Raw genomic sequence first — 12742 nt, forward strand, 5'->3', positions numbered from 1 at the left:
CGCGTCGAGGAGACTCCGCGGATCGCGCTTGACCTCAAGTCGACTTGAGCGTCGAGACTCGCAGCATTCCGTCCGACGAAGGAGATCCGATGCGCGCAGTGCAGGTCAGCGGGTACGGCGGCCCCGAGGTGCTGGAGGTCGTCGACCTCCCGGTTCCCTCGCCTGGTCCCGGTGAGGTCGGGATCGAGGTGGCGGTGGCGGACGTGATCTTCCTCGACACGCTGCTGCGCGGAGGCGGAGGTCAGCAGTGGGGGATGTCGGTGCCGTACGTCCCCGGCGGTGCCGTCGTCGGGACGGTGCGCGCGGTCGGCGACGGCGTGGCCGAGGCGTGGATCGGGCAGCGTGTGCTGGCCCGTACGGGGACCGCGGGCGCGTCCGCCGAGCACGCGGTGGCGTCGGTCGCGCTCGTCGTACCGCTCGACGCGGACCTCGACGACGGCGAGGCGGCCGCGCTGTCACGTGACGGCGTCACGTCGATCCGTCTGCTCGACGTCACCCGGGTGGATCGAGGCGACCGCGTGCTCATCAACGCCGCTGCGGGTGGTGCGGGGGCGCTGCTCGTGCAGGCGGCGCTCGCGCGCGGGGCGTCGGTGGTGGGGGCGGCTCGCGGGGAGCGCAAGCTCGCGCTCGTCCGTGAGCTCGGAGCCGAGGCCGTCGACTACTCGGAGCCGGGATGGACGGAGAAAGCCCTCGCCGCGTTCGGGGGGCGGCGGCCGACCGTGCTGCTGGAGGGTGCCGGTGGGACGCCAGGACAGGAGGCGTTCACGGTGCTCGCCGACGGCGGGCGGCTCGTCGCGTACGGGGCGGCGGGCGGGTTCTTGCAGCCCGACCCGGATGAGGTCCGCCGACGGGGGCTGGAGGTCGACGGCATCACCGGCGTCCAGCTCCCGGACAACCAGGTGCGCGCATTGATGGGCCATGCCCTGGAGCTGCTGCGCGAGGGGTTCTGGTCGCCGGTGATCCGGCAGCGGTACCCGCTCGAGCGGTTGGCCGACGCCCACCGCGGCCTCGAGGAGAGGACCGCGGTGGCGAAGACGCTGATCGACGTGCGTCCTTGACCGCTGAGTAAGCGCTCGCTTAGCGTCGTGGATCACATCGCACTCTCGACCGTACGAGTCAGGAGCCCTCGTGAAGCGAGCACTCAGCGTCGTTGTCGCCGCCCTCTTCCTCGTCCTCGGCACGCTCACGGCGCCGGCCGCCGCCGATCGGGGCTCAGGTGGGCGGCAACCCGATCCTCGACCGATCGTCTTCGTGCACGGGTCAGCGGGGTCGGCCAGCCAGTTCCAGACGCCGGCGCTGCGGTTCGCGAGCAACGGGTACGACGTCGCTGACATCGAGGCGGTCGAGTACGACACGCAGTTCCAGAGCAACTCGCTCGTCCAGGTGCACGAGCGGATCGACACTGCGGTCGCGGCGCTCCTGGAGCGGACCGGCGCCGACAGGGTCGACCTCGTCGGCCACTCCCTCGGCACGTACGTCTCGCAGCAGTACCTCGTCAGCTCCCCGGCTCGTGCGGCTCGGGTGGCGCACTACGTCAACGTCGACGGCGTGACGGCGTCGTCCCCGCCGGGAGGCGTCGACACCCTGGCGTTGTGGGCCGAGCCGTGGCGCTACCCCGGAGTCACCCGCGAGATCACCGGTGCCACGAACGTCGACCTCGGCGAGCAGGGACACACCGAGGCGGTCACCTCCGTGGAGAGCTTCCGTGCGATGTTCCGGTTCTTCAACGGTCGCGAGCCCACGACCGTCGAGGTCGAGCCGGAGCGCGGCCCGCGTGAGGTGTCCGGACGCGTGCACTTCTTCGTGAGCAACCTGCCGGTCGTCGACGGCACGCTGCGCGTCTTTCGGCTGAACCCGGCCACCGGCGCCCGTCTCGGGCGGCCCGTCGCCACGTTCGCGGTGACCGACGGAGCCTTCGGCCCGTTCCGTGCGACGCCCCAGACCCGCTACGAGCTCGAGCTCACGCGCGGCGAGATCACGCACCACTTCTACACCGAGCCGTTCACGCGGTCCGACCGGTTCGTCCGTCTTCTCACCGACCAGCCGGGCGGGATCGTCCGGAGCATCATGACGTCCTCGCCACGGCACACCAACCTCACGATCAGCCGCAACAAGGAGTGGTGGAGCGACCAGGCGGGGCGCAACGACACCCTTACCATCGACGGCGTCTCGGTGCTCGACGGCATCGCCCCACGCACGAAGCGGGCGATCGGCCTCGCCGTGGGCGACAAGGGCGCTGACGGCGTGAGCGTGCTCGGCCAGCCGATCGCCGAGTTCGCGGCGGTGCCCTTCATCACCGGCGTCGACTACGTCATGAAGGCGGGCGGTTCGACGCCGAGCGCGCGAGGGCTGCGGCTGCGCGTGGAGCCGCGAGACGGCACGCGGACGCACGCGCTGACCGTCCCGGCGTGGCCGTCGTCGGACCACTGGGTCTCGGTGCAGTTCGACGCGCACGACTGACGCTCTTGGTGGCGGGGGTTAACAACCGTTAACATCTCCCCATGCACCCCACCGGCATGCGTGAACTCGTCGCCGAGCTCCGCGAGCGCCTCGCCGTCGTGCGGACCGGCGGGTCCGCGCGCGCTCGCGAGAAGCACGAGAAGCGCGGCAAGCTCTTCGTCCGCGACCGCGTCGACCGGCTCCTCGACCCCGGCTCGCCGTTCCTCGAGATCGCGCCGCTCGCGGCGTACGGGATGTACGGGGCCGACGGTGACCCGTACGCGGTCCCGAGCGCCGGCGTGGTCGCCGGCATCGGGCGCGTATCGGGACGCGAGTGCGTGGTCGTGGCGAACGACGCGACCGTCAAGGGCGGCACGTACTACCCGCTGACGGTCAAGAAGCACCTGCGCGCCCAGACCATCGCGCAGGAGAACCGCCTTCCGTGCCTCTACCTCGTGGACTCCGGCGGCGCGTTCCTGCCGATGCAGGACGAGGTGTTCCCCGACCGCGAGCACTTCGGCCGCATCTTCTACAACCAGGCGCAGATGTCGGCGCAGGGCATCCCGCAGATCGCGGCCGTGATGGGATCGTGCACGGCCGGCGGCGCCTACGTGCCGGCGATGAGCGACGAAACCGTCATCGTCCGCGACCAGGGCACGATCTTCCTCGGTGGTCCTCCGCTCGTGAAGGCGGCCACGGGTGAGGTCGTCACCGCCGAGGAGCTCGGCGGCGGCGAGGTCCACGCGCGAAGGTCCGGCGTCGTCGACCACCTCGCCGACGACGACGCGCACGCGCTGGCGATCCTGCGCAGCATCGTCGCGACCTTCGAGCGCCGCACCCCGCCGAGCCTCGAGCGCGCCGAGGTCGTGGAGCCGCTGGAGGACCCGCAGAGCCTGTACGACGTCGTCCCGACCGACTCGCGCACCCCGTACGACGTCCGCGAGGTGATCCGCCGGGTGGTGGACGGCTCGTCGTTCCACGAGTTCAAGCCGCTGTACGGCGAGACGCTCGTGTGCGCGTTCGCCCGCATCTGGGGCTACCCGGTCGCGATCGTGGCCAACAACGGCATCCTCTTCTCGGAGTCGTCGCTCAAGGGCGCGCACTTCATCGAGCTCGCCAACCAGCGCGGCATCCCCTTGGTGTTCCTGCAGAACATCACCGGCTTCATGGTCGGACGCGAGTACGAGAACGGCGGTATCGCCAAGGACGGCGCCAAGCTCGTCACCGCGGTCGCATCGTCGGTCGTGCCGCGGTTCACCGTCGTCATCGGCGGGTCGTTCGGTGCGGGCAACTACGGCATGTCCGGGCGCGCGTACGACCCTCGCTTCCTGTGGATGTGGCCCAACGCCAAGATCTCGGTGATGGGCGGCGAGCAGGCGGCGTCGGTGCTCGCGACCGTGCGCGGATTCGACTCGGCCGAGGAGGAAGAGGCGTTCAAGGCGCCGATCCGGGCCCAGTACGAAGAGCAGGGCTCGGCGTACTACTCGACCGCGCGGCTGTGGGACGACGGCATCATCGACCCCGCCGACACCCGGCGTGTGCTCGGCATGGCGCTGCAGGCGTCGTCGCACGCGCCGATCCCCGAACCCCACTACGGCGTCTTCCGGATGTGAGCGCGATGACTGATCCGAATCCCCCCGCTGGTCGAGTAGCCGAGCCGCGCTCCTCCGCTGGTCGAGTAGCCGAGCCGCGCTCCTCCGCTGGTCGAGTAGCCGAGCCGCTAGGCGAGGCGTATCGAGACCCGGGTCTCGATACGCCCTCCGCTAGCGCTCCGGGCTACTCGACCAGCCAGGTGGGTGCTTCGGGCTACTCGACCAGCCAGGTGGGTGCTTCGGGCTACTCGACCAGCCAGGTGGGCGCTTCCCGATTCACGTCCGTCCTCGTCGCCAACCGCGGCGAGATCGCGGTCCGTGTCGTCCGTGCGGTGCAGGCCGCCGGCCTGCGCGCTGTCGCGGTCCATTCCGACCTCGACGCCACCGCGCCGCACGTGCGCCTCGCCGACCACGCCGAGCGCATCTCGTCGTACCTCGACGTGGACGCCGTCATCGACGCGGCGCGACGCAGCGGCGCCCAGGCGGTCCACCCGGGGTACGGGTTCCTGTCCGAGCGCGCCGACGCCGCCCGCGCGGTCGTCGACGCCGGGCTCGTCTGGATCGGGCCGAGCCCCGACGTCATCGACCTGATGGGCCGCAAGGACCGTGCCCGCGAGGTCGCCGAGCGTGCCGGGGTGCCCGTCACGCGTCGGTACGAGCCGGACGCGGTGCCCGCCGACGCGTACCCGGTCCTCGTCAAGGCCGCCGCCGGCGGCGGTGGCAAGGGCATGCGCGTCGTGCGTGACGCAGCCGACCTGACCGACGCGCTCGCGGCGGCCCGACGCGAGGCGGCGAGCGCGTTCGGCGACGACACCCTCCTCGTCGAGGAGTACGTCGAGCGCGGGCGTCACGTCGAGGTGCAGGTGATCGGCGACGAGCACGGCACCGTCTTGCACCTGTTCGAACGCGACTGCTCGGCGCAGCGTCGCCACCAGAAGGTCCTCGAGGAGGCGCCGGCGCCGACGATCTCCGACGCCACCCGCGCCCGTCTGACCGGCGCGGCCGTCGCGCTCGCGAGCGAGGTCGGCTACGTCAACGCGGGCACGGTCGAGTTCCTCGTGCACGGCGCGGACGACACCGAGGTCGCGTTCCTCGAGATGAACACGCGCCTTCAGGTCGAGCACCCCGTCACCGAGGCGATCACCGGGCTCGACCTCGTCGCGCTCCAGCTCCAGATCGCACAGGGGTTGCCGCTGCCCCTGGCTCAGGCCGACGTGACGGCGACCGGTCACGCCATCGAGGCCCGCGTCTACGCCGAGGACCCGTACGCGGGGTTCCTGCCGCAAGCGGGTCGTGCCACTCAGGTCGTGTGGCCCGACCACGTCCGCGTCGACGCGGCGCTCGAGTCCGGCGCGGAGGTGACCACCTCGTACGACCCGATGCTCGGCAAGGTGATCGCGCACGCGCCCGACCGGGACACGGCCCGCGCCGCGCTCGTCGACGCGCTGGACCGCACCGCCGTCTTCGGCATCACGACGAACACCGGCTTCCTGCGGCGCCTCGTCGCATCCGACGCGTTCGGGGACGCGGCGATCCACACCGCGTGGCTCGACTCGCCCGCGGCCGGCGAGCTGACGACGCGTCCGGAGGTCCCCGGCGCCGCCGTCGACACCGCGGCCCGCGCGTGGGCGCGCGCTCGCGTCGCCCCGGGCGATGACCCGTTCGGCGCTGCCGACGGCTGGCGCTCGGCGGGCGACGCGGCGCCGGTGCTGGTGTCGCTGGTGGATGCCGACGGCGTCGCGGTCGAGCGGGCGCTGCCCGCGGGGTCGTACGAGGCGCCCCTGGCCGACCTCGCGTCGGTCGACCACACCGGCGTGACCGTGGCGCACGAGGGACAGGCGTGGCGGTTCCGCCACCCCGACCCGGCACGCGACCGCGTGGCAGAAGGTGCCGGTGACGCGGACGTCGTCTCTCCCATGCCGGGCACGGTCCTCTCCGTCTCCGTGAAGGAAGGTGAGACGGTGGAGGAAGGTCAGGTCCTCGGCGTCGTGGAGGCGATGAAGATGGAGATCGCGCTCAAGGCCCCGTACGCGGGTGCCGTCGCCCACGTCGGCGTCCGCGCCGGTGACCAGGTCGCCCTGGGCGCGCTGCTGTTCTCGATGGAGGTCGACGCATGAGCCTGCCTGCCGTCCACCACGACCCTAGCCTTCCGGAGCGGGTGACGATCTACGAGGTCGGCGCGCGCGACGGTCTCCAAAACGAGTCGGGCGTGATCCCGCTCGCGACCAAGCGGGAGTTCGTGCAGCGGCTCACCGTGGCGGGTCTCCCGGTGGTCGAGGCGACCAGCTTCGTGCATCCGAAGTGGGTCCCGCAGCTGGCCGACGCCGCCGATCTCGTGGCCGCGCTCGACCTGCACGGCCCCACGCCGTACCCCGTCCTCGTCCCCAACGAACGCGGCCTCGACCGCGCGCTCGAAGCGGGCGTCACCCACGTCGCGATCTTCGGCAGCGCCACCGAGACGTTCGCGAGCAAGAACCTCAACAGCACGTACGAGGACCAGTTCGCGATGTTCGAGCCGGTCGTACGCCGCGCGCTCGACGCCGGTGTGAAGGTGCGGGCGTACCTCTCGATGTGCTTCGGAGACCCCTGGGAGGGCGAGGTCGCGCTCGACCGCGTCGTCACGGCCGGAGAGCGGCTGCTCGGCATGGGCGCGTACGAGCTGTCGCTCGGGGACACGATCGGCGTCGGCACCGCGCACCACGTCGAGGCACTGCTCGACGCCTTCGGGGAGGCCGGCGTGGGTGTCGACCGCCTCGCGATGCACTTCCACGACACGTACGGGCAGGCGCTCGCCAACACGTACGCGGCGCTGCGGCACGGGGTCACGACCTTCGACGCGTCCGCCGGCGGCCTCGGCGGCTGCCCGTACGCGAAGTCCGCGACCGGCAACCTCGCGACCGAGGACCTCGTGTGGATGCTCGACGGGCTCGGCATCGCGCACGGTGTCGACCTGCCCGCGTTGGCGCAGACCAGCGTGTGGATGGCCGAGCAGCTGGGATGTCCGTCGCCGTCTGCGGTCGTACGGGCGCTCACGGCCGGCTGAGCGCCTACGCTGCCGGGATGGCCGTCCGCACGCTCCCGCTGCTGCCCTGCTCCTCGATCGACGACATCACGGACTTCTACGAAGCGCTCGGCTTCACGACGACCTACCGCCAGACCCGACCCAACCCGTACGTCGCGGTCGAGCGTGACGGGCTGGAGCTCCACTACTTCGGCATGCCCGGGTTCGACCCGGCGGACTCGTACGGCTCGTGCGTCGTGCTCGTGGAGGACACAGAGCCGTGGTTCGAGGCGCTCGCCGTCGGCCTGCGCGCGCGTCACGGCAGGCTGCCGCTGACCGGCATCCCGCGCATCACCCGGCCGCGCCGCCGCAAGAACGCTGGCGGCCTCTCCGGCTTCAGCCTGATCGACCCCGGCGGCAACTGGGTCAGGTTCATGCGTGTCGCGAAGGCCGAGCCGGATCCCGCCCCCGCTGACGAGAGCCGCCTCGCCACGGCGTACGCGAACGCGGTCGTCCTCGCCGACTCGCACGGCGACCCGGCGCAGGCGGCGAAGATCCTCGCCGGCGCGCTCGCCCGTGACGACGCGGGTCCGAGCGGTGACCGTGACCAGGCGCTCGCGTACCTGGCGGAGCTCCAGCTGCGGACGGGCGACGGCGCAGCCGCCGCTGTCACGCTGGACGCGCTCAGCGACCGCCCCCTCGAGCCCGAGATCGAGGCGGCGGTCGCCGATCTGCGCGCGTCGCTCAGCCGCGCTTGACGTAGCGGCTGAAGCGCGTGACCTCGTCGTAGAAGTCGTGACCCGGCCCGACCCGAGCGAGGATCGCGGCCTTCGCCTTGACCCGCTTGCCTGTGGTCTTCGTCAGGCAGCGGACAGGGACGGAGATCGTGGTCTTCTTCCCCTTCCACGAGGTCTTGATGCCCGTGCACGGCAGCACCGTGAACGAGCTCGGGTCGTCACCGCGCTGCCACCCGAGGATCTTGTCGGTGACCTTGCCCGCGCTGTTGCGCTTGACGGCCACGATGTACTTCCACCGGCCGCTGTCCCGCGTCTTGATAATGAGGTCCGTGGACGCGAGCCTCTTCTTGTCGCCGTGCGGGATCGTGAGCACCCCGGACACGCGTGCGGTCCCGTTCTTCACCTTCAGCTGGGTGATGTCGGCGACGCGCGGAGCGTCGCCCCGCGGGTCCTTCACGACCGCCGAGGCGGCGTGCGCCGTGCCCGGGACCATGCCGACCGCGAGGACCGCGCCTGCGGTCACCGCGCCGATGCGTACGAGTCGTCTCGTCATGACGTACCCCCTTGTTCGTCAGTTCTCGGCCTCGTCCATGGCAGCACAGGCCGGGGGTCACCCCGAGTCGTTCGTCACCGAGCCCTTTTCTTGACTCATTCAAGAAACGCCGTCACACTGGAGACATGGAACCCACGCCCGATGCCGAGCAGATGCTGCGTGCGTCCTCGCTGCGCGTGACCCGCCCCCGGATCGCCGTCCTCGAGGCGGTGCACACCCACCCGCACGCCGACACCGACACCGTGATCGCTGCCGTGCGCGACGAGCTGCCGTCGGTCTCCCACCAGGCGGTCTACGACTCGCTGCACACGCTCACCGACCACGGGCTCGTCCGCCGCATCCAGCCGACCGGCTCGGTGGCCCGGTACGAGGCGCGTGTCGGTGACAACCACCACCACGTCGTCTGCCGCTCCTGCGGAGCCATCGCCGACGTGGACTGCGCCGTCGGCGAGGCGCCCTGCCTCCACGCCTCCGACGACAACGGCTTCGTCATCGACGAGGCCGAAGTCCTCTACTGGGGGACCTGCCCGGCCTGCACCCCGGCCTAGACCCCTGATCAGCCCTCCCAGCCCGTACCACCCTGGAAAGGAACACATGTCTGACAACCATGACGCCGTGATCGGTGAGGTCAACGAGGAGTCGCCCGCCGGCGGCTGCCCCGTGGCTCACGGCAAGACCACGCACCCCACCCAGGGTGGCAGCGGTAACCGCGCCTGGTGGCCGAACCAGCTCAACCTCAAGATCCTCGCGAAGAACCCCGCCGTCGCCAACCCGCTCGGCGAGGAGTTCGACTACGCCGAGGCCTTCAAGTCGCTCGACCTCGCGGCCGTCAAGCAGGACATCGCCCAGGTCCTGACGACCTCGCAGGACTGGTGGCCGGCCGACTTCGGCAACTACGGCCCGTTCATCATCCGCATGGCGTGGCACAGCGCGGGCACGTACCGCGTCAGCGACGGCCGCGGCGGCGCCGGTGCAGGGCAGCAGCGCTTCGCCCCGCTCAACAGCTGGCCGGACAACGTCAACCTCGACAAGGCCCGTCGTCTGCTGTGGCCGGTCAAGAAGAAGTACGGCCAGAGCATCTCGTGGGCCGACCTCATGATCCTCGCTGGCAACGTGGCGCTGGAGACGATGGGCTTCAAGACCTTCGGCTTCGCCGGTGGTCGCGAGGACGTGTGGGAGCCCGACGAGGACGTCTACTGGGGCCCCGAGACCGAGTGGCTCGGTGGTGACGAGGGTGGCGCGCCGCGCTACACCGGTGACCGCGACCTCGAGGACCCGCTCGCCGCGGTCCAGATGGGTCTCATCTACGTCAACCCCGAAGGCCCGGAGGGCAACCCCGACCCGCTGGCGTCCGCGCGCGACATCCGCGAGACGTTCGGCCGGATGGCGATGAACGACGAGGAGACCGTGGCGCTCATCGCCGGCGGTCACACGTTCGGCAAGACGCACGGTGCCGCCTCGGCGGACCTCGTCGGCCCCGAGCCCGAGGCCGCCCCCCTCGAGGAGCAGGGCTTCGGCTGGAAGCAGGGCTACGGCACCGGCAAGGGCGACGACGTCATCAGCTCCGGCCTGGAGGTCACCTGGACCTACCACCCGGTCCGCTGGGACAACGAGTTCTTCCACATCCTCTTCGCCTACGACTGGGAGCTCATGGAGTCCCCGGCCGGTGCGAAGCAGTGGCGTCCCAAGGACGGTGCCGGCGCCGACATGGTGCCGCTGGCCCACGACCCGTCGAAGCGTCGCGAGCCGCGCATGCTGACGTCCGACCTGGCGCTGCGCTTCGACCCGATCTACGAGAAGATCTCGCGCCGCTTCAAGGACGACCAGGCGGCCTTCGCCGACGCGTTCGCCCGCGCGTGGTTCAAGCTCACGCACCGCGACATGGGTCCGGTCGTGCGCTACCTCGGTCCTGAGGTCCCGAGCGAGAAGCTGCTCTGGCAAGACCCGCTGCCCGAGGCCACGTACGAGCAGATCGACGAGGCCGACGTCGCGGCGCTCAAGGAGCAGATCAAGGCCACCGGCCTGACGGTCTCGCAGCTGGTCACGACCGCGTGGGCGTCCGCGTCGTCGTTCCGCTCCAGCGACAAGCGCGGTGGCGCCAACGGCGCGCGCATCCGTCTCCAGCCGCAGGCCGGCTGGGAGGTCAACAACCCCGACGAGCTCGCGGGCGTGCTCCGTACGCTCGAGGGCGTCCAGTCGGCGTTCAACGAGGCGCAGACCGGCGGCAAGCAGGTCTCGCTGGCCGACGTCATCGTGCTCGCCGGCGGTGTCGGTGTCGAGCTGGCGGCGCAGGCCGCCGGGCACGACGTGACGGTGCCGTTCACGCCGGGTCGCGTCGACGCCTCGGAGGAGGACACGGACGTCGAGTCGTTCGCCTACCTCGAGCCGAAGGCCGACGGGTTCCGCAACTACCTCGGCAAGGCCACCCGCCTCCCCGCCGAGTACCTGCTCATCGACAAGGCGAACCTCCTCGGCCTCAGCGCGCCGGAGATGACCGTCCTCGTCGGTGGTCTGCGGACGATCGGGGCCAACTACGACGGGTCGTCGCTCGGCATCCTCACGGCCAACCCGGGCACGCTGACGAACGACTTCTTCGTCAACCTGCTCGAGCTCGGCACCACGTGGACGCCTGACGAGGCGGGCCAGACGTTCACCGGCACGACCGCGAACGGCCAGACCTGGACCGGCAGCCGTGTCGACTTGGTCTTCGGCTCGAACTCGGAGCTGCGCGCCCTCGCCGAGGTCTACGCCAGCGACGACGCCAAGGGCAAGTTCGTGAGCGACTTCGTCGCCGCGTGGGTCAAGGTCATGGAGGCCGACCGCTTCGATCTCGCCTGAGATCTGGCAGCCACCTGAACGACGAGGGCGCCCCGACCGGATGGTCGGGGCGCCCTTCTCGTACGTTCAGCGGGTCGTCAGCGCCGGTGGGTTCAGCGCTGGTGGGTTCAGCGCTGGGGCGGAAGGCGCCGGTCGCGCAGCTCCTTGCGGGCGTACGCGGCGAGCTGCGCCGTGTGACGGGCGTCGGCGACCGCGCCGACGCCTCCACCGAGGATCGGCACCTTGCGCAGGAAAACGCTCGCCCCCTGCTTGCCGCTGACCCGCCCGAACAGCGCGCTCGTGACCTCCCGCGCGATCCGCTCGTCGAGCGCCGGGTCGTGGACCGGGGAAGTCGCCAGGCCCATCGGCGTGGTCGGCAGGCGCCCGTCCTTGATCGCCTTCGCGACCTCGTCCTTGCCGAGCAGCGTGGCCATCACGGCGTTGCGGACGCGCGGGTCGTCGAGGTCGTACCCGCGCAGGTAGGCGATCGCGGCGACGAGGTGGCACTGGAGCAGCGCGAGCCCGGCCACGTTGGCGGGGATCGTCACCACCATCGAGGCCACGCCGCCGAGGTTCGTCAAGAACCCCTGCGCGCTCGCGTACCGGACATGGATGCCGACGACCTCTCCGATGGCGTCCTCGACGCGGCCTCCGGCGAGCGCGAGACGGGCGTCGCACGCGACTCGTACCGGCTTGAAGGGCCCGACGCCGTCGATCGCCCGGTCGAGCAGCACCCGGACGTAGCCCGCCGTCACCTTCGGGCCCGCCGACATGGCGACGCGCGGTGCGACGAACTTTGCGGTGCTCTTTGCGATCCCCACGGGGCCTCCTCGACGTTGCGCCCATCGTAGGTGAGACCCCCACAAGGCTGACTAGAGTCGAGCCGTGACGCCGAAGCCTCTCGGACCCAACCGCTGGGAGTTCGACCAGGACTCGTGGCCTGACGACGACTTCGTGGGTGTCGGCGCCGACCTCGCCCCGGAGACGCTCGTCGCGGCCTACGCCACCGGGCTCTTCCCGATGCCGGTCGAGCCGGGAGGCCCGATGGGGTGGTGGTCACCGCTGCGGCGCGGCGTCCTGCGCCTGGACCGGCTGCGTGTGACGCGTTCGTTGCGCAAGTCCGCCAAGAGGTTCACGATCACGATCGACACGGCTTTCGACGAGGTCGTCGCGGCCTGCGCCGACCCGGCTCGGGACGGGGCCTGGATCGACAGCCAGATCGGGCTCGCGTACAGCCGTCTGCACCGGCTGGGCTGGGCGCACTCGGTCGAGGCCCGCAACGCCGACGGGGTCCTCGTCGGTGGTCTGTACGGCGTCGCGATCGGCGGACTCTTCGCAGGTGAGAGCATGTTTCACCGGGAACGCGACGCCTCGAAGGCGGCCCTGGTCGGCCTGGTCGGGGTGCTGTCCGACGAGTACGGCGCGCAGAGGCTGGTCGACACCCAGTGGCAGACCCCGCACCTGGCGTCGCTGGGGGTCGAGGAGTGGCCGCGCGACGAGTATCTCGCCGCCCTCCCGAGGGTCCTCGACACTCCGCTTCCGGCCACGTGGCGCTGAAACGGACATGGCGGTGGGCTACTGTCGACACGCACCACACCGGCGT

The 12742-nt window shown here is 71.1% G+C and carries 11 protein-coding genes; 9 read left to right on the top strand and 2 right to left on the bottom strand.

Annotation, left to right across the window (positions count from 1 at the left end; genetic code table 11):
- Positions 1-89: 89 nt before the first annotated feature.
- The 6 genes from NYZ95_RS11620 (at position 90) to NYZ95_RS11645 (ending at position 7790) form a co-directional block, all read left to right on the top strand.
- Positions 90-1058, top strand: coding sequence for a zinc-binding dehydrogenase (locus NYZ95_RS11620; RefSeq protein ID WP_262851433.1), 969 nt, complete (start codon positions 90-92; stop codon positions 1056-1058).
- A 70-nt stretch (positions 1059-1128) separates the two neighbouring features.
- Entirely contained in the window at positions 1129-2460 is a 1332-nt protein-coding gene (locus NYZ95_RS20435; protein ID WP_262851434.1) for an alpha/beta fold hydrolase, read from the top strand.
- Between the two features lie 41 nt (positions 2461-2501).
- A complete protein-coding gene (locus NYZ95_RS11630; protein ID WP_279307593.1) occupies positions 2502-4052 on the top strand; it encodes an acyl-CoA carboxylase subunit beta in 1551 nt (516 codons plus the stop codon).
- 239 nt (positions 4053-4291) lie between these two features.
- Positions 4292-6148 carry an ATP-binding protein gene (locus NYZ95_RS11635; protein WP_262851435.1) on the top strand — a complete coding sequence of 619 codons (1857 nt, stop codon included), beginning with the start codon at positions 4292-4294 and terminating at the stop codon, positions 6146-6148.
- Positions 6145-7074 (top strand): hydroxymethylglutaryl-CoA lyase, encoded by a 930-nt coding sequence (locus tag NYZ95_RS11640; protein WP_262851436.1) that lies wholly within the window; start codon positions 6145-6147, stop codon positions 7072-7074. The genes NYZ95_RS11635 and NYZ95_RS11640 overlap by 4 nt, the downstream gene beginning before the upstream one ends.
- Before the next feature lie 17 nt (positions 7075-7091).
- Positions 7092-7790 carry a DUF8817 family protein gene (locus tag NYZ95_RS11645; RefSeq protein ID WP_262851437.1) on the top strand — a complete coding sequence of 233 codons (699 nt, stop codon included), beginning with the start codon at positions 7092-7094 and terminating at the stop codon, positions 7788-7790.
- Here NYZ95_RS11645 and NYZ95_RS11650 read toward each other — a convergent pair.
- Positions 7777-8322 carry a hypothetical protein gene (locus NYZ95_RS11650; protein ID WP_262851438.1) on the bottom strand — a complete coding sequence of 182 codons (546 nt, stop codon included), beginning with the start codon at positions 8320-8322 and terminating at the stop codon, positions 7777-7779. The genes NYZ95_RS11645 and NYZ95_RS11650 overlap by 14 nt on opposite strands.
- A 125-nt stretch (positions 8323-8447) precedes the next feature.
- Between NYZ95_RS11650 and NYZ95_RS11655 the strand changes: the two genes are divergently transcribed.
- Both NYZ95_RS11655 and katG read left to right on the top strand, forming a co-directional pair.
- Positions 8448-8870, top strand: a complete 423-nt coding sequence (locus tag NYZ95_RS11655) for a Fur family transcriptional regulator (RefSeq protein ID WP_262851439.1) — start codon at positions 8448-8450, stop codon at positions 8868-8870.
- A 46-nt stretch (positions 8871-8916) separates the two neighbouring features.
- Complete coding sequence (katG, locus tag NYZ95_RS11660) at positions 8917-11160, top strand: catalase/peroxidase HPI (protein ID WP_262851440.1); 2244 nt, start codon at positions 8917-8919, stop codon at positions 11158-11160.
- 107 nt (positions 11161-11267) lie between these two features.
- On the opposite strand, the gene NYZ95_RS11665 is transcribed toward katG, so the two are convergent.
- Complete coding sequence (locus NYZ95_RS11665; protein ID WP_262851441.1) at positions 11268-11960, bottom strand: EcsC family protein; 693 nt, start codon at positions 11958-11960, stop codon at positions 11268-11270.
- A 64-nt stretch (positions 11961-12024) separates the two neighbouring features.
- Between NYZ95_RS11665 and aat the strand changes: the two genes are divergently transcribed.
- On the top strand, positions 12025-12696 hold the full coding sequence (gene aat / locus NYZ95_RS11670) for a leucyl/phenylalanyl-tRNA--protein transferase (RefSeq protein ID WP_262851442.1): 672 nt from the start codon (positions 12025-12027) through the stop codon (positions 12694-12696).
- The last annotated feature ends 46 nt before the right edge of the window (positions 12697-12742 follow it).

This window comes from Mumia quercus (assembly GCF_025506335.1).
Taxonomy (GTDB): domain Bacteria; phylum Actinomycetota; class Actinomycetes; order Propionibacteriales; family Nocardioidaceae; genus Mumia; species Mumia quercus.

Bases quoted from the DNA above. Each gene is read 5' to 3' on its own strand.
- NYZ95_RS11640 (WP_262851436.1), top strand. From the start codon at position 6,145: ATGAGCCTGCCTGCCGTCCACCACGACCCTAGCCTTCCGGAGCGGGTG.
- katG (WP_262851440.1), top strand. From the start codon at position 8,917: ATGTCTGACAACCATGACGCCGTGATCGGTGAGGTCAACGAGGAGTCG.
- NYZ95_RS11620 (WP_262851433.1), top strand. From the start codon at position 90: ATGCGCGCAGTGCAGGTCAGCGGGTACGGCGGCCCCGAGGTGCTGGAG.
- NYZ95_RS11650 (WP_262851438.1), bottom strand. From the start codon at position 8,322: ATGACGAGACGACTCGTACGCATCGGCGCGGTGACCGCAGGCGCGGTC.
- NYZ95_RS11645 (WP_262851437.1), top strand. From the start codon at position 7,092: ATGGCCGTCCGCACGCTCCCGCTGCTGCCCTGCTCCTCGATCGACGAC.
- NYZ95_RS11655 (WP_262851439.1), top strand. From the start codon at position 8,448: ATGGAACCCACGCCCGATGCCGAGCAGATGCTGCGTGCGTCCTCGCTG.
- NYZ95_RS11630 (WP_279307593.1), top strand. From the start codon at position 2,502: ATGCACCCCACCGGCATGCGTGAACTCGTCGCCGAGCTCCGCGAGCGC.